Below are 15,994 nucleotides of genomic sequence, written 5' to 3'. Positions count from 1 at the left end.
GCGGGGACGCCCGGACCTACGGGTACGGCTTGGCCTCCCCCTCTGCTGGGCGCACGAAAAAGGGACGCTCACTGTCGGTCGGCGGCTGTGGTCGGCATGGGTGTGTCGGGGTTCTCGTGCCATGACTCGTACCAGAACGGCCCGATTGCACCCAGGATGTCATCGAGCGGGTGGGTGGCTACGAACGGCCGCGCATTGTCACGGACGGTGGCGTTGAGCCGACGGAGGCGTTCGCGCACGAGATCGAGGCTCGCTTCGCGATCCGCCGGCGTGGACGCCGTGACCGCCTCACGCCACAGGCTGCGCCCTGCCAGGTAGCCTGACGCGCCCGCGGTCGCGGAGATCTCGACTTGGGTGACGAAGTCGTCGTAACCGACACCCGCCGAGAGGATCAGCCATGGTGCGTCGGTGCGCGCATCGAGTTCCTCGCAGGCTCGCAGCGCCTCCTTCTCGGACGCCTCGTCCCCGACGTAACCGGGGAACTCGACCTTCAGCACATCGGTACCCATGCGGTCGATCTCGATGGCCGACTCGATGATGCCCCTGACGCGGCCCGCCTTCCAGGCCGGATCCAGGACGTTCTCCCCGGGGAGAGGTGACCAGATCGGCTCCACGATGGAGACGAGGCCATTGTCGTCGCAGGCTTGAAGGAAGTGCTCCAGTAGTCGAAGCTGGCTCGCTCGTACGTCCGGATTCCCGTCCGGTCGGTAGTACCAGAGAAGCTTGGCTGCGTCCGCGCCGGCAAGCCTGGCCTTGGCGGGTGACCAACCGGGGCGCAGGCAGGTGTGGCGTTCGGCGTGACGGACCTCGTAGTCGTCGCCTTCGATGCTGGCCACCAGGCCGATCCCCGCCGGTACCGCGCCGCTCGCGGTGAGATGACCGAGGCCGTACTCGGGATCGAGCAGGATCGCGGACGACTCCTCGGCGAGCACCCTCGCGATGCGTGCTTTCGCACACACGATCTGTGCGAAATCGGCTGGGCCGCCCGCGTTGGGCAGCAGCCGGCTGAAGTCTCCCAGGTGATCAATGGCGGACATGAGGAAATACCCATCCACACTGATGAGGCTGCTCAGACCGCGAATCTTGCCCGGATCGACGTCGTGTCTGGCCATCGGTTGCGACTCCCTCGGTTCGGGCTCAGCGATCGTTCGCACAGATCTGCTCGTGCACTTGACGGTTCCATTTGCCGTACATCACAGTAAGCGATGTTAAAACCGTGTTGCAATACACATTAAACGCACAAGGAGGCTGCTGTGCAGCTTCACTCGACCCAGGAGTACCCGGATCGATCACCTGACGCCCCGGTCGTCGAATGTCGCGACGTGCACAAGGCCTTCGGCCACGTCTCCGTCCTCAAGGGGGTGGACCTGGCACTGCGGTCCGGCACCGTCACGGCTCTCGTCGGCGAGAACGGAGCGGGAAAGTCGACGCTTATGAAGATCATCGCTGGCCAGGAGGCGCCCAGCGCCGGCGAGATCCGCGTAGGTGAGAAGACGCTCCGGGCGGCCAGCGTCCGAGAGGCACGCGAGGCGGGCATCGCCATCGTGCCCCAGGAACTCGCGCCGATCCCCGATATGACGATCTACGAGAACCTGTTCCTGGGCCGGGAGCTCAAAGGCGCGCTTGGCCTGCTCGACCGATCAGCCATGATCGCGGAGGCCGGGCGGCTGCTTCGCGAGTTCGAACTGGTCGTGGATCCGCGGCGCCCGATGCGGGAACTCAGCCTGGCCGTACAGCAGATCGTGGAGATCATCAAGAGCACCTCCACCGGATGTGACGTCCTGCTACTTGACGAGCCCACATCGGCCATCTCCGAGGTGGAGGTGGCACGGCTCTACCGGATCATCGACCGGTTGCGCGAGCGCGGGGTCGCGATGATCTACACCACGCACAAGATGGAGGAGATCCGTGCGGTGGCCGACCGGGTGGTCGTGCTGCGCGACGGAAACCTCATCGAGGACCGGCCGGCCGGTGAGATCACCGATGATCAGATCGTCACCGCGATGATCGGCCGCGATCTGGACGAGATCTTCCCGGAGATCCCGCCACCCCGTGACGAGGCGCCCCGGCTGCTGGTCGCCGACATCGAGGTGGAGGGGTTCGGCACACCGGTCAGCTTCTCGGTCCGCCCAGGAGAGATCGTGGCGCTCGCCGGGCTGGTAGGCGCGGGGCGTACCGAGCTGATCGAGACCATCATGGGGATCCGACGTCGCAGGCGCGGGTCGGTCACCGTGTCCGGGCGCGCCGTGCGCCGCAACGACCCCGCCGCCGCGATCGGCGCCCACATGGCGATTGTCCCCGAGGACCGGCAGGTCGCGGGCCTGGTGCCAAGGCTGAGCATCCTGGAGAACGGCATCCTGCCCCGGCTTTCGCGGTTCTCCGTCGGCGGTTGGAAGCGCACCGCCCTGGCCAGGTCGCGGGTGACGGACGTGATGAACGACATGCGTCTGCGGTCGGCCTCCCTGGACCAGCCCGTGGCCGCCCTGTCCGGTGGCAACCAGCAGAAGGTCGTCCTCGGACGATGGCTCACCGACCGGGTCGACGTCCTGCTGCTCGACGAACCGACGCGCGGCGTCGACGTGGGAGCGCGTAGTCAGATCTACCGCATCATCGCGGATCTCGCCTCGTCCGGAATGGCGATCGTCATGGCCTCGTCAGACCTGCCCGAGGTGCTCGGCCTCGCGCACCGGGTGCTCGTCATGCGCCGGGGACGCATCGAGCGCGACATTTCGCTCGCGACCACCACGGCCACAGCAGCCCAGGAAGAGATTTTCTCCCACGCCGCCGGATTCCACGCCTCTCCCAGATAGGCCCCCTTCATGACGCAACTCATTGCCGCGGGAACGGACGTGACGGTCTCCAAGCGGCTGGCGATCGCGGCCAAGGTCAAGAACGGCATGATCGCCAACAGCATGTCACTCGCCGTCCTCTGCGTGCTGGTCTACTTCTCCTTCGCGAGCCCCCACTTCGCCACCGCGGGAAACCTCGCAACGATCCTGGTGGCAGCCGCGCCCTTCGCGCTGATCGCGTGCGGGCAGACCCTGGTGATCCTCACCGGTGGCATCGACCTGTCGGTGGGCAGCGTGATCGCGCTCGCGGCCATGTCCGGCGCGATCGTGGCCAAGGCCAATCCCGAGGCACTGTGGCTGGGCATCGCGGTCGCAGTCGCGGCCGGCCTGGTCTGCGGCGCGATCAACGGCATCCTGGTCGCCGGCCTGAACCTGCCCGCCTTCGTGGCGACGCTCGCCATGCTCACCACCGCCTCCGGGCTGGCCTACGTAGTGGGCGGCGGCGCACCGATCAACGGGATCCCCGCGGGGTTCGGCGCCTTCGCCAACACCACGCTGTTCGGGCTCGAACTGCCCGTCTGGCTCATGTTCCTCGTCCTGGTCGTCTTCGCCCTTCTCATGCGCCGAACCACCTACGGAACACGGGTGTACGCGGTCGGCGGCAACATCACGGCGGCGCGCATCGCGGGCATCAAGGTTCGCGGGGTGCTGTACAGCGTCTACGCCGTGTCCGGCGCACTCGCCGGGCTCGCGGGCGGGCTGCTGTCCTCCCGGGTGGTCACCGCGGCCCCCACCCTGGGCGCCGGCTACGAGCTGGACGCGATCGCCGCCGTCGTCATCGGCGGGGCCAGCCTGATGGGGGGCCGCGGCACGATCTGGGGCACGCTGATCGGCCTGCTGCTCATCCAGACCCTGAACAACGGGCTGGACCTGCTCCTCGTCCCCTCGTACTGGCAAAGCGTCATCAAGGGCGCGCTCATCGCAGCCGCGGTGGCCGTGGACGTCTTCGTCGCCCGCCGCAAGAGCTAGTCCTCGCCTTCTTATCCCCCCAACCCCCCTCTCACCGGTTAAGGACGCCAGATGAGTACCTTCAGGAAACTGACCGCACTAGTCGCCACCAGCCTGGTCATGACGCTGGGCGCCTGCGGACCCGACGCCGCCGAAGGCGGCGAGCACCGGCTTCGGATCGGTGTCACGGTCTACTTCATGTCCCCCTTCATCACCCAGGGCAAGGAAGGGATGGAGGCGTACGCGAAGGCGCGTGACATCGACCTGCTGTGGAACTCCGCGGAACAGGACGTGAGCACCCAGGCCAGCCAGATCGACCAGATGATCAACCAGCATGTCGACGCGATCATCGTGGCGCCGGTCCAGGCCGACTCCCTCGGCCCTCAGCTCGCCCGCGCCAAGAAGGAGGGCATCCCGGTCATCGCGGTGAACGCGACACTGAAGGACACCTCCAACATCACCACCTCGGTGCTGCCCGACGACGTCAAGGCGGGTGAGCAGGCGATGCAGATCATGGTCGACAAGCTCAACGGCAAGGGCCGCATCGCGATCCTCCAGGGCGCGCTCGGCTCGTCCTTCGAGATCGACCGGACCAAGGGCATGCACAACATCCTGGCGAAGAACCCCGACATCGAGGTCGTCGCCGAGGGCGCCGCGGACTGGAAGCCCGAGGTGGCCGGCAACAAGGTGAAGACGTGGCTGCAGTCGGCCGGCGGGAAGATCGACGGCATCGTGGCCCAGAACGATGACATGGCGCTCGGCGCCACCAAGGGTCTGGCCGAGGCCGGGCGTAAGGACATCTTGGTCGTGGGGATCGACGGCATCGAGGACGGCCTGAAGGCGGTCCAGAACGGCTCGATGCTCGGCACCAACCTGCAGCACGGCGTGGTGGAGATGGCGGCGGGGCTCGCCGTGGCGCGACTGGTCGCGACCGGCAAGCCGTACCAGAAGGCCTACACCTACAACATGCCGATCATCACCGAAGGCAACGTGGACGCGGCCTACCAGAACGTGGTCACCGGCAAGGACGCGTTCCTCGCCAAACTTCCCGGTCTTGTCGACGCCAACGTGACGAGCGGCGACATCTCGGCAGGAAGCCTCAACGACCAGGCCGGGTGATCTGCCGGCCCGGTTCCCCTTTGGCCCGACCCCAAGTCCAAGGATTCGCGCGTGAACTGCAGAGAACTGTCACTTCGATCCCAGTACGATCTCGTCGTGGTGGGGGGTGGTTGCAACGGGCTGGCGATCGCCTGGGACGCCGCGCTTCGCGGAATACCGGTACTGCTCCTCGAGAAGCATGACTTCGGGTGGGCGACGTCGGCGTGGAACAGCCGCCTCATCCACGGAGGACTCAAGTACCTGGAGCGAGGGGACGTGGCCCTGGTCCGCGACTCGCTCAGGGAGCGCGAGTGGCTCCTCAGCGCCGCTCCGCATCTGGTCGAGCCGCTGCGGTTCTGCCTCCCGCTCTACCGCGGCGCCACCCATCGGCCGTGGCTGCTGCGGGCGGCGATGCTCGCCTACGACGTGCTGTCCTTCGACAAGTCGACCGCCTGGCACCGGCAGTACTCCACGGGATCCTTCGTCAGGCTGCTGCCGTCGTTGAACCGGACCGGCCTGCGCGGCGGGGTGGCGTACTTCGAGGCTCAGGTGGCCGAACCGGAGCGGTTGATGACCGAACTCGCCGCGGCGGCCCGCGCGGCCGGAGCGCATATCGTCAACCACGCCGAGGTCGACGGGGCCACCTGGTCGGGCGAGGGGATCACCGGCCTTCGTTTCACCGACACCACCAGTGGCCGGCGGTACGACGTGACGACCAGGCTGGTCGTGAACGCCGCCGGCCCGTGGGTCGACGATGTGCTGACAGCGATGCACAGCGCGGAACCCACCCCCCTCATGGGCGGGACGAAGGGCACCCACCTGGTCGTCGGCCGATTCCCCGGAGCGCCCTCGGACGCCGTCTACTACGAGGCCAGATCGGACTCCAGGGCCCTGTTCGTGATCCCGTGGCGGGGGCGCTACCTGCTGGGGAGCACCGACGACCGCTTCTCCGGTGAGCCGGGCGCCGTGTCTCCGACGGCCGGCGAGATCGACTACATCCTGGCCGAAACCAACACACTCATCCCCGAGGCCCGGCTGGGCCGCGACGACGTGCTGTGGGGCTACGCGGGCGTCCGCCCGTTGCCCTACTCCGCGGACGGGCCGACCGGCGACATCACCCGGCGGCACATCGTCAAGACGCATGACGGGCCGCTGCGGGGAGTCCTGTCGGTGATCGGCGGCAAGCTGACCACCTTCCGATCGGTCGGCGAGGACGTGGTCGACCGGGTGCTCAAGCTCCTCGGCCGGAAGGTCACGCGCACGCCGACCCGCACGGCCCGGCTGCCCGGCGCCGAGCATCCGGACCGGAACGCCTGGATCGCCGGATACCTTGAAAGGTCCGCGCTGCCTCCCGAGGTGGCCGCAAGGCTCGTGGCCTCGTACGGGATCCGGGCGCAGGCCGTCGAGGACATCGCCGCACGGGACTCCCGGCTCGCCGAGGTGCTCCGGGGGACGAGGGCGACGATCGCGGCGGAGGTGGTGTTCGCCGTCGAAGAGTCACAGGCCGTCACGCTGGAGGACATCATCGCTCGGCGGATCATGACTGGACTCGACGACGACCTCGGCCTGGCCTCGCTGGCTGACGTGGCCGAGGTCGTGACACGGTTCTGCGGCTGGGCTGCGGACCGGGTCGAAACAGACATGGCCCACTACCGTCACTACATCAAGAAGCTGCAGCCACGCTACTCGGGAACACCATGACCTATCTGCTGGGTATCGACGCCGGCTCCACGATCATCAAGGCCGTCCTCTTCGACGTGGCGGGCCACGAGGTCACCTCAGCCTCGTGCCGCGTCCGCATCGCGACGCCGCGGCCGGCCTGGGTGGAGCGCGACACACTTGAGGTCGTCGAGGCCGGCCTGAAGGCCGTGCGTACGGTGGTCGACAACCTCCCCGGTACCGACGCCGGCGGTTCGATCAGTGCCCTCGCCATCACCGGCCACGGAGACGGTGTCTACCTGACCGACGCGGCGGGGAAGCCCACCCGGCCTGGCATCCTCTCCCTCGACACCCGCGCTGCGGAGCTTGTCGAGGAGTGGGAACGCGCTGGGGTTCACGACGCCGCGCTGGAACTCACCGGCCAGCCGCCGTTCCCTGCGGCCGCCTCAGCGCTGCTCGCCTGGTTGCGGGAGCACGAGCCGGAGGTGCTCGCGCGCAGCAGCTTCGCCCTGTCCTGCAAGGACCTGCTCAAGCTCGCGTTCACCGGGGAGGCGACGACCGACCTCACCGACGCGAGCTGCTCGTTCGTGAACGTGGCGACCCAGCGGTACGACGAACGGGCGTTCGAGCTCTACGGACTGGGATCGCTTCGGTCCCTGCTGCCCCCGATCGTCGGTTCGACGCGGGTCGCCGGGCGGGTCACCGCCGAGGTGGCCGAATACACCGGGTTGCGGCGGGGGACCCCGGTGGTTTCAGGACTGCACGACGTGGACGCGTGCGCCATCGGCTCGGGTAGCGCGAAGCCGGGCGCGATGACGCTGATCGCCGGAACCTACAACATCAACGAAGTGGTGGCCGACCAGCCGCACACCAGCCCGATGTGGTTGTGCCGCAGTTTCGTCGAGCCCGGACAGTGGATGAGCATGGCCGTGTCACCCACCTCCGCCAGCAACCTCGAATGGTTCGCCGACAACCTGAGCTCAGTGAGACTGGAAGACAACACCGACCCCTTCGCCGCTCTCAACGTCGAGGTCGCCAAGGATCTGCACAAGCCCGACGACCTGCTGTACCTGCCCTTCCTGTACGGCTCGCCGTTCGGCAAGGAGTCCTCGGGAGGCTTCCTCGGGCTGCGTGCGTGGCACTCCAGAGGACAGTTGGTTCGCGCGGTCATGGAGGGTGTCGTGCATACCCACCGATGGCATGTGGAGCAGCTCCGACGGACGTACCAGCCGGAGTTGGTCACCCTCACCGGAGGAGGCGGCCGCAGCGGCATCTGGTCGCAGATGTTCGCCGACGCGCTGGGCCAGCCGGTTTCGGTGCCGGAGAGTAACGAGACCGGTGCGCTCGGCGCGGCGCTGTGCGCGGGCGTGGGTGTCGGGATGTTCGCCGATCTGGCTGAGGGCGTAGACCGCTGTGTGCGCTACCAACGCAGGCACGAGCCGTCGGAGGCGGGCGCCGCCGTCATGCAACGCGGGTATCAGGCGTATCTCACGGCCGTGGACGCGCTTGGCCCGGTATGGCGGGGCCTGGCAGCGATAGGGTCGAAGACGTGACGATCGTCAGTACGGGGTCTGCCCAGGGGACGGAGGAAATGGACGGACAGTCCGCCGAACCGGAAGGCGGTAACAAGCAGCGTCAGAGGTCGATAGCCCAGTACGTGATCGCGCACGGCAGTGTCGCGGTGGCCACTCTGGCCAAACGGTTCGGTGTGAGCGCCATGACCATCCGGCGCGACCTCGTCGAGTTGGAGACCGTTGGTGTCCTCCGCCGCAGCCACGGCAAGGCCACCGCGGTCTCGACAAGACTGTTCGAGTCGAGCACCGAGTACCGCCTCGACGAGAACCGCATGGCCAAGCTCGCCCTCGGCCGGGCCGCGGCGGCGTTCATCCAGCCGGGCCAAGCCGTCTTCCTCGACGACTCGACCACAGGGATCTTCTTCGCGAATGAGATCAAGGGCATATCACCGCTCACCGTCATCACGAACTTCGACGCGGTCGCGCAGGTCCTGAAGCACGAGCCGGGGATCGCCCTGAACCTCGTCGGCGGGAAGTACCAGGAGTGGTGCGATGCCTATCAGGACGGTCAGACCATCGAGACCATCCGGCGGATGCGCGCCGACGTGTTCCTCATGTCGACCGCGGCCGTGATCGACAACGCCTGCTTCCACCAGGCGGTGGAGACCGGGCTCATCAAGCAGGCGATGTTCGAGTCGTCTCGACAGCGCATCCTTTATGTCGATCACACCAAGTTCGAACGTCGTGCCCTGCACATGATGATGCCGCTGAGCGCCTTCGACGTTGTCATCGTCGACTCCGCCACTCCGGCCGAGACGGTCGAGGGCATCCGCCACCTTGGCGTCGAGGTCGTGGTCGCCGCGGACGTGACTACGTGATCTACATAACACACTGTTCGACTGGCATCACGGATTGTAGGGCCGGTGGGGCACGGCATGTAGGGCGTCACCCAGGGCCCGGCCACCGGCCGGATCCTCGCCTACCTGATCACCACCGGCAGCAGCGACGCCGCGTTTCGACGCGTTCTCGCCGCTGCGTTGACCCCGCGGCAGACGAGAGGCCTCCCATGATCGACCCCTGGTTCGAGATCGAGCGGATCGACGACGACACCTTCGTCATCGCCGAGCCCTCGCACGTACGCAGCCATCTGATCATCGGCGATGAGCGGGCGGTGCTCTTCGATACGGGACTGGGCGTGCGGCCGATCCGTCCGGTCGTGGCGGAGCTCACCGACAGACCCGTGCTCACCGTGGCCTCTCATCACCACTTCGATCACGTCGGCGGCAACCACGAGTTCGACGAGGTCGCCATCCACCATGCGGGCGCCGAACTGCTCGCCCAGGGACCGCCGCCCGGATGGCTGACGGCGTACTGGGAGGGATTCCTCGACTACGTCGAGCGCTTCTCTCCGGATGCGTCGACCGCCCGGCCGCTCCCTGCGGACTTCGCGCCGCAACATCCCGACTTCCGCCCGAGTGCGGCCACGCGGCTGCTCGACGATGGCGAGGTGCTGCCCCTCGGCGGGCGTGATCTGCGCGTCGTGCATGTCCCCGGTCACACCCAGGACTCGATCTGCCTCGTGGACGAGTCCCACGGGTTCCTCTTCGGCGGCGACGCGATCGACACCGGCGGCATCTACGCCCACCTCCCTACCGCCGACCCCGCGCAGTTCGTCGCGTCGCTGCGACGGCTCGACGCGCTTCTGCCGTCCACGGTCGTGGCCGTGCTCAGCCCCCACAGCCGCGCCGGTCGGCACGGTCGCGACGTCATCGGCCGGGAGGCGGACGCGATCGCCACCGCACTCACGGGAGGAGTCGTGTTCGAAAGCGGGAAGGACTGCTTCCGGCAAGCGGCGTGCGTCGCGAGCATCGGCGACTTCGCGATCTACCTCGCGCCCGTCTCCCCCTAGGACGAGTAAGTCCGAAGTTCCGGCACGCAGACGCAAGCAATCCGGCTACAACAAGCGGCGTGGTCTGTACCCCGGTCGGGATGCCGATCATGTGGGCCCTGGCTCATCGCCCGGTCGGCGTCCCGGTCACCGTGACTCCCAGCGTGCGCCCGACCTCCGCCAGCGACTTGTCCTGCTGCCGCCGGTAGAGGGCGACCGGCTCGTCGATCGGAAGGCCGATCGACTCGGACAGCCGTTCCATGTCGTAGTTCTTCGCCTGCGCGGCGTGGTCCCGGGATCCCTGGTCGGCGAGATTCGATTGGAAGATGCCGGCCGCGGACCGCGGGAGGAAGTCCTCGTACACGATCGGTTCGGCGACGACCGCGCCCGAGGTGAGAAGCGCCCGCAGATCGCCGGTGCCGGTGTACGGGGCGCTCGATGCGGCGCGGTAGGTGAAGAAACCGAGTCCGGAGAGGGCGAGGTCGACCTCGTGAATCGGGAAGAAGTCCGCCCATACCTCGGCGGCGACCGCCCCACGCGCCTCGCGTCCGGTCACCGCGTACAGTTGCCGCACGACCTCGGCCGTCGCGCGCTCGTACACATCTCGTCCCCGCTCGGTCAGGGCGATGCCCCGCTGCTCGACCTCACCGAACCGCACCCGCAGCAGGCCCTCCGTGACTGTGCCGTCGGGCTGCCGGAACAGCCGGCTCTCGTCGAGGGCGCGAAAGGACGTCTGCCGCAGGAGCACGTCGGGTCCGGCCCAGGCCGGTGGACCCTGGACCTCGTCGATCATCGTGATGCCGCGTGCCGACATCCGCGCGTAGAGGTCGTCGATGTCGAGGACGCGGGGCGTGAGGTGGTTGATGTGCGTCGACGGCGAACCGCCGATGTCGGCGGCCACGGCCGAGATCCGCTTGAGATGCCGGTACCAGGCCTCGTCGATGGGGTCGGGGGACAGCTCGAACGCGGCGGTGGCCAGCGCGAGGAACCGGTCGGCATCGTCCGGGGACAGCCCGCCGTCGGCGGCCGAGCGATCGGCGAGTCCGAGCAGTTCCTCGCCGAAGAGCCGCCGTGCGGCGATGAAGGTCTCAAGCTGCCGCTGGGTCGCCTCGTCGAAGAAACGTCGATCGTCGGACACGAGCATCGAGGTGAACACGCGGAATGGGTTGCGGGCGAGTTCGTCGGGGGCTGTGGGGCGGAACGCCGTGGATACGACCGGCACGGAGCTCGACGAAGCGTCCCGGAGATCGTAGAAGCCGACGGGCTTCATGCCGAAGCCTGCGAAGAGCCGAGCCGCCTGGGCGAGTTCTGCGGGTGAGCCCACGCGGATCGCGCCGTGCCGCTCGGCCGTCACGCGATCGATGCTCCCGAGGCGTTCGACCTGACGTCCGTGACGGCGGATGTGGTCCTCGTTCACCTGGCGGGACACGTCGACCAGGGTCGTGTAGGCGGGCACCTCTCGGCCGTAGAGCTCGGCGAGACCGACGGCGAAGCGGGCACGCAGCTCGGAGAGCGTGACGATCGCGGTCATGACGGGGTCCTAATCAGTTCTGGGAGTAAGCCATCCGGCAGACTCCTGGTGGTAGCCGCTGACAGGTGAGCACTCGTTGTGATGAAAGATCATGCCCCTGCCGGCCGGTCGGGAGAGTTGATCGCTGATGGGATGTCGTGCCCGCCCCCGCGCGGCCGGTGCAGCAGTCGGGCGGCGGCGTAGTCGGCGGCGGCGATGCCCACCGATTTGAACACCGTGACGCCTCGCCGCGTCGGCGGATCGATCAGCACCTCGCCGAGCGAGCGCAGGCGAGAGGCGTCGACGGCGCCGCTGACGACCGCGTCGATGATCTCTCCCGACTCGACCAGGCATGCCGCGACGTCGTCGGCGACCACCAGATCCGCGACGGCCATCGCCTCCTGCGGGATCTCGTGCATGTCGGGACGATACGCGCCGATGGCGTTCACATGCGCCTGCGGAGAGAGCGCCGAGGCATCGAAGAGCGCGTCCGTCGATGCGGTCGCGCAGCACACCACGTCGGCGCCGCCCACGGCCTGGTCGGCGGTGTCGGCGACCTCGACGCGCACCTCGGGCATCGTCGCCGCCAGCTCCTCGGCGAACGCCGCGGCGCGCTCGCGCGTGCGGTTCCAGATCCGTACGGTCGACGGGCGGCGCACCAGCGCGACGGCGGCGACCTGCCCCCGCGCCTGACGCCCCGCCCCCAGCACGGCCAGGGTGTGCACGCGCGGCGGGGCGAGCACCTCGGTCGCCAGCGCCACCAGCGCCGCCGTGCGCAGCACCGTCAGTGTCGACGCTTCAGCCGTCGTGACCCGTCCCGTCTCGCCGTCGAGCGACAGCACGATGCCGTGCACGCCTTCGGCGACCTCCCCGGCGTGTGCGGAGACGTTCACGGTCTTCACCACGGCATCGCCCACGGCTCCGCTCGCCCGCGCCGCCATCACCAGCAGCCGCCCGTCGCCGAGCGCCAGTCGCTGCGGCTGCTCGATCCTGCCCCGGTGCGCATCGACCAGAGCCTGACGCACGGCCTCCACCGTCTCGGCGAGCGTGAGGTGCTCGGCCACTTCGGCATCGGTCCAGTGCCGCGGCGCTTCGACGGTCGCCTGTGCGCTCGCCGTCTTCATGACTCCGTCCCGTCGTCCTCGGCGCGCCCCGCCCAGAGTCCTCGGGTATGCAGCAGGTGCCGGTGCATGAGCGCGGCGGCGCCCTCGGCGTCGCCCGCCTCGATGAGATCCAGCAGCTCGGGGTGCTCGGCGGCGGAGTGGTGGAACTCCTCGGTCCCGACGACCTTCTCAAGCCCGTAGAGGTGGGTCTGATCGCGCAGCAGCCCCACCGCCCGTACGAGGCGTCCGTTACCGGCGCGCTCCAGGATCCGCAGGTGGAGCTCACGGTCGAGGGTCAGGAAAGTGACCATGTCGCCGGATGCCGCGCACTTGACGATCTCGTTGGCCAGGTCGCGCAGGTCCGACAGGTCGGGGGGCGGCACGAGCGAGGCGACGCGGGCCACCGTCGGCACCTCCAGCAGGATCCGCATCTCGACGAGTTCGTCGAGATCGTCGTCGGTGAGCCGGACGACTCGGAACCCGCGGTTGCGCTCCATCACGATCAGACCGTCGCCGGCGAGGTCGAGAAGGGCCTCCCGTACGGGGGTGATCGAGACGCCGAGCTGGTCGGCGACCGATCCGATCGAGTGCAGCTCGCCGGCCTTGAGCGCATTGGAGTTGATGAGGCCGCGCAGGGCCTGCCGGCACTGATCTCGCAGCGGCACGCGGTCGATGACGGTGATGCCGGGGATGGTGGTGCTCATAGGTGGCCCCTCTCGGGAGAGCTGTCCGCGTCGCCGCTGCCGTTCGGTGTCCGGATGAGGATTCGGGGAGTCAATTGCTCGCGTCTCCGTAGTTGAAGGTTGTCACGCATCCGCCGTCGACGGTGAGGACGGCGCCCGTCATGAACGACGACGCATCAGAGGCGAGGAAGAGCGCGACCTCCCCGACCTCGTCGGGCAGTCCCTGGCGGCCCAACGGCTGTCGTGCCGCCGCGGCGTCGCGGATGAGCTGCCGCCCCGCACGCGCCGCAACCTCCTCCGGAGAGAGGCTCTTGCCGTCACGGGTGTCGATGTAGCCCGGGCAGATCGCGTTCACGCGGATGCCGTCGGGGCCGTAGTCGACGGCGAGCTGCCTGGTGAGATGCACGACGCCCGCCTTGGTGGCGCAGTACGCCGCGGTCTTCGGTGCCGCGACGAGTCCGTAGGTCGAGGCGATGTTGACGATGCGGCCATCGCCCTGCCGCAGGAAGTGCGGCAGGGCGTACTTCGTGCACAGGTAGGTTCCGCGCAGGTTGACGTCGAGCACGCGCTCGAAGTCCGTGGTCTCGGTCTCGTGCAGCCGGACCATCGGACCCCCGATCCCGGCGTTGTTGACGAGGATGTCGAGCCCGCCGAAGGCGGTGACGGCCGTGTCGACCAGGGAGATCACGGCCTGTTCTTCGGCTATGTCGACGGCGGCGTGGGTCGCGCGCCCACCCCTCCCCGCGATCTCCTCGGCGGTGCGCCGTGCGTCCTTCTCCGACACGTCCGACGCCATCACCGCGGCTCCGGCCTCCGCCAGCGCATGGGCTATCGCCCGCCCGATGCCGTTTCCCGCGCCGGTCACGATCGCCGTCTTCCCGTGCACTTCTCTCATGGCTTGGTCGCCTTTCACGATGCCAATCCTCGCGTCAGGTAGACGACGGTGAGGAACGTCCGATAGAGCTCAAGGGGGTCCGCGCTCGATATGCGCGCGTGCAGGGCGTCGACGCGCTCGACGCCGACGATCCGGTCGGCGAGGTCGGCGTAGTCGGCGGTCGTGAAGCGCACCGTGATCGTCGTGTGCGGCGAGAAATCGCGCTGCCGGGCGGAGGCGGCTCCCTCCACGGCGAAGCGGGCCTCCCTTCGGATGAGGGCGCAGGCTTCGGACGGGTGCAGCGAGTTGGCCGCGAAGCGGCTGATCGAGTCCTTGACCACCGCGAAACGCGCGTCCGGGCAGAAGGGCCGGGTCTCGATCTCCGTCGTCCGGTCTCCGGTGACCAGCACGATCGGCACCCCGTAGGCCGAGGCGACCAGTGCGTTGATCGCGGCTTCGCCGGCGATCCTGTCGTCGATCCACACCTCGGCGATGGCCCGCGAGGAGTATGTGTGCGAGAGGACCGCCCGCTCCGCGCCCATCGATCCGTGGTACGACACGAGGAAGACGGCGTCGAAGCTGCCGTCCAGTCCCTCCATCATGTACATCGGCTTGTACCGGCCCGAGATCAGGCGTGCGCCGCCGGACAGCGCGCGCGGATCGAGGTTGTGCATCGCCGAGTGGGAGTCGTTGACCACGAACTCTGTCGCGCCGCCCTCGACCGCGCCCTCGATGGCCGCGTTGATCTCATCGGTGAGCAGCGACACGAAGCGGGCATAGTCACGTCCCTCGGCGGTGCACTGGTCCCAGTCGACGACGCCGGCGGTGCCCTCCATATCGGAGGAGAGATAGACCTTCACAGCACACTCCGCGGGTGCGCCTCGGGCTGCGTCGACGACATGGTCATCACGTTGTAGGTCGACCCCGCCTGGCCGGCCGCCGCGCCGTGGCGGCCGTCGGGGGTGAGGGCGAGGCAGCGCAGCTCGGAGCGGAACTCGTCGGGCAGATGCGCCGCGTCGCGCAGCATCGCCAGGCATGCCGCGGTGGGGTCGTCACCGGCGGCCAGGCGGTCCACGATGCGGTGTGCGCCGACGGCCCGCATCGATAACTCCCCGCGGCCGGTGCAGGCGGCGCCGCCGTAGCGGAGGTCGGCGTAGTTGCCGGCGCCGGGGATGGCCGAGTCGCCGATGCGCCCCGGGTACTTCCACGGGTATCCGCTGGTGGACACACCCACGACGAGCTCGCCGTCGGCGTCGACCGCGAGCACGTTGATCGTGCCCCACGGCCCGTCGTGCGGACCGAGGCGGCGCACGAGTTCGAGGGCGGCCTCCCGGTACTTCTGATCGCCCGTGGTCGCCCGGGTGTTCTCGCCCTCCACCGACGACGTCGACTCGCGCAGCGCGTCACGGTAGAGCGCGCGGGACTCGTCCGTGAGCAGCTCGGCCTTCTCGAACCCGAGCTCGTGCGCGAACAGTTCGGCGCCGCTGCCGACGAGGACCGCGTGCTGCGGGAGCTTCTCCAGTACCGCGCGGGCGATGGAGATGGGGTGGGGGTAACCGCGGACCGCACCCACGCCACCGAACGCGCGCGTGGATCCGACCATGATCGAGGCGTCCAGCTCGACCACACCCTGTGCGTTCGGAAGCCCGCCCGTACCGACGTAGTGATCGGCGAGGTTGTCCTCGCACAGGCGTAGCGCCGTCTCGACGGCGTCGGCCGCGCTTCCGTCACGGCTCAGGATCTCCATCGCCGCCGGCAGCCCCGCCTCACTGCGTTCGCTGCCGATCACGATTGGCTGGCCCATGTGTCCTCCGCTGCTCACGCCGACTTGCTTGACAAGGTAAGGCGTAAGGTATTACACCTTACCT

14 protein-coding genes are annotated in these 15,994 nt (G+C 68.5%); 7 read left to right on the top strand and 7 right to left on the bottom strand.

Going from position 1 to position 15,994, the window contains the following annotated elements:
* Window positions 1-68: 68 nt before the first annotated feature.
* Window positions 69-1,112: a tagatose 1,6-diphosphate aldolase gene (locus KIP79_RS22350; RefSeq protein WP_214106843.1), complete on the bottom strand. Its 1,044-nt coding sequence runs from the start codon at window positions 1,110-1,112 to the stop codon at window positions 69-71.
* 141 nt (window positions 1,113-1,253) lie between these two features.
* Between KIP79_RS22350 and KIP79_RS49570 the strand changes: the two genes are divergently transcribed.
* The 7 genes from KIP79_RS49570 to KIP79_RS22315 all read left to right on the top strand — a co-directional run bounded on the left by KIP79_RS49570 (window position 1,254) and on the right by KIP79_RS22315 (window position 9,977).
* Window positions 1,254-2,810, top strand: a complete 1,557-nt coding sequence (locus KIP79_RS49570) for a sugar ABC transporter ATP-binding protein (RefSeq protein WP_214106842.1) — start codon at window positions 1,254-1,256, stop codon at window positions 2,808-2,810.
* 9 nt (window positions 2,811-2,819) lie between these two features.
* Window positions 2,820-3,818: an ABC transporter permease gene (locus KIP79_RS22340; RefSeq protein WP_214106841.1), complete on the top strand. Its 999-nt coding sequence runs from the start codon at window positions 2,820-2,822 to the stop codon at window positions 3,816-3,818.
* Window positions 3,819-3,869: 51 nt separating this feature from the next.
* Entirely contained in the window at window positions 3,870-4,916 is a 1,047-nt protein-coding gene (locus KIP79_RS22335) for a substrate-binding domain-containing protein (protein WP_214106840.1), read from the top strand.
* A 96-nt stretch (window positions 4,917-5,012) separates the two neighbouring features.
* Entirely contained in the window at window positions 5,013-6,596 is a 1,584-nt protein-coding gene (locus KIP79_RS22330) for a glycerol-3-phosphate dehydrogenase/oxidase (RefSeq protein ID WP_214106839.1), read from the top strand.
* The gene (locus tag KIP79_RS22325) at window positions 6,593-8,107 is read left to right on the top strand and encodes an FGGY-family carbohydrate kinase (protein ID WP_214106838.1); all 1,515 of its coding nucleotides are present in this window, start codon (window positions 6,593-6,595) and stop codon (window positions 8,105-8,107) included. The genes KIP79_RS22330 and KIP79_RS22325 overlap by 4 nt, the downstream gene beginning before the upstream one ends.
* 38 nt (window positions 8,108-8,145) lie before the next feature.
* Window positions 8,146-8,946 carry a DeoR/GlpR family DNA-binding transcription regulator gene (locus tag KIP79_RS22320; RefSeq protein WP_214106837.1) on the top strand — a complete coding sequence of 267 codons (801 nt, stop codon included), beginning with the start codon at window positions 8,146-8,148 and terminating at the stop codon, window positions 8,944-8,946.
* Between the two features lie 188 nt (window positions 8,947-9,134).
* On the top strand, window positions 9,135-9,977 hold the full coding sequence (locus KIP79_RS22315) for an MBL fold metallo-hydrolase (protein WP_214106836.1): 843 nt from the start codon (window positions 9,135-9,137) through the stop codon (window positions 9,975-9,977).
* Between the two features lie 103 nt (window positions 9,978-10,080).
* Here the strand turns inward: KIP79_RS22315 and hglS are convergent, their stop codons facing one another.
* The 6 genes from hglS to KIP79_RS22285 form a co-directional block, all read right to left on the bottom strand.
* Window positions 10,081-11,487, bottom strand: coding sequence for a 2-oxoadipate dioxygenase/decarboxylase (gene hglS / locus KIP79_RS22310; RefSeq protein WP_214106835.1), 1,407 nt, complete (start codon window positions 11,485-11,487; stop codon window positions 10,081-10,083).
* 89 nt (window positions 11,488-11,576) lie between these two features.
* On the bottom strand, window positions 11,577-12,590 hold the full coding sequence (locus tag KIP79_RS22305) for an ornithine cyclodeaminase family protein (protein ID WP_214106834.1): 1,014 nt from the start codon (window positions 12,588-12,590) through the stop codon (window positions 11,577-11,579).
* On the bottom strand, window positions 12,587-13,273 hold the full coding sequence (locus KIP79_RS22300; RefSeq protein ID WP_214106833.1) for a GntR family transcriptional regulator: 687 nt from the start codon (window positions 13,271-13,273) through the stop codon (window positions 12,587-12,589). Before KIP79_RS22300 ends, KIP79_RS22305 begins: the two co-directional genes overlap by 4 nt.
* Window positions 13,274-13,343: 70 nt before the next feature.
* Window positions 13,344-14,147: an SDR family NAD(P)-dependent oxidoreductase gene (locus KIP79_RS22295; RefSeq protein ID WP_214106832.1), complete on the bottom strand. Its 804-nt coding sequence runs from the start codon at window positions 14,145-14,147 to the stop codon at window positions 13,344-13,346.
* Window positions 14,148-14,161: 14 nt separating this feature from the next.
* Window positions 14,162-14,986 (bottom strand): M55 family metallopeptidase, encoded by an 825-nt coding sequence (locus tag KIP79_RS22290; protein ID WP_214106831.1) that lies wholly within the window; start codon window positions 14,984-14,986, stop codon window positions 14,162-14,164.
* Window positions 14,983-15,930 carry a glycosylasparaginase gene (locus KIP79_RS22285; RefSeq protein ID WP_214106830.1) on the bottom strand — a complete coding sequence of 316 codons (948 nt, stop codon included), beginning with the start codon at window positions 15,928-15,930 and terminating at the stop codon, window positions 14,983-14,985. The genes KIP79_RS22290 and KIP79_RS22285 overlap by 4 nt, the downstream gene beginning before the upstream one ends.
* Window positions 15,931-15,994 lie beyond the last annotated feature (64 nt).

The sequence above is a fragment of the Acrocarpospora catenulata genome (assembly GCF_018476525.1).
Taxonomy (GTDB): domain Bacteria; phylum Actinomycetota; class Actinomycetes; order Streptosporangiales; family Streptosporangiaceae; genus Acrocarpospora; species Acrocarpospora catenulata.
The sequence above is the reverse complement of the archived record's forward strand: the minus strand, read 5'-3'. Positions and strand labels throughout refer to the sequence as shown.

What these genes read in the sequence shown, in the direction of transcription:
- KIP79_RS22285 (WP_214106830.1), bottom strand. Translation starts at nt 15,930, where the DNA reads ATGGGCCAGCCAATCGTGATCGGCAGCGAACGCAGTGAGGCGGGGCTG.
- KIP79_RS22350 (WP_214106843.1), bottom strand. Translation starts at nt 1,112, where the DNA reads ATGGCCAGACACGACGTCGATCCGGGCAAGATTCGCGGTCTGAGCAGC.
- KIP79_RS22335 (WP_214106840.1), top strand. Translation starts at nt 3,870, where the DNA reads ATGAGTACCTTCAGGAAACTGACCGCACTAGTCGCCACCAGCCTGGTC.
- KIP79_RS22320 (WP_214106837.1), top strand. Translation starts at nt 8,146, where the DNA reads ATGGACGGACAGTCCGCCGAACCGGAAGGCGGTAACAAGCAGCGTCAG.
- KIP79_RS22300 (WP_214106833.1), bottom strand. Translation starts at nt 13,273, where the DNA reads ATGAGCACCACCATCCCCGGCATCACCGTCATCGACCGCGTGCCGCTG.
- hglS (WP_214106835.1), bottom strand. Translation starts at nt 11,487, where the DNA reads ATGACCGCGATCGTCACGCTCTCCGAGCTGCGTGCCCGCTTCGCCGTC.
- KIP79_RS22295 (WP_214106832.1), bottom strand. Translation starts at nt 14,147, where the DNA reads ATGAGAGAAGTGCACGGGAAGACGGCGATCGTGACCGGCGCGGGAAAC.
- KIP79_RS22305 (WP_214106834.1), bottom strand. Translation starts at nt 12,590, where the DNA reads ATGAAGACGGCGAGCGCACAGGCGACCGTCGAAGCGCCGCGGCACTGG.
- KIP79_RS22315 (WP_214106836.1), top strand. Translation starts at nt 9,135, where the DNA reads ATGATCGACCCCTGGTTCGAGATCGAGCGGATCGACGACGACACCTTC.
- KIP79_RS22325 (WP_214106838.1), top strand. Translation starts at nt 6,593, where the DNA reads ATGACCTATCTGCTGGGTATCGACGCCGGCTCCACGATCATCAAGGCC.
- KIP79_RS22340 (WP_214106841.1), top strand. Translation starts at nt 2,820, where the DNA reads ATGACGCAACTCATTGCCGCGGGAACGGACGTGACGGTCTCCAAGCGG.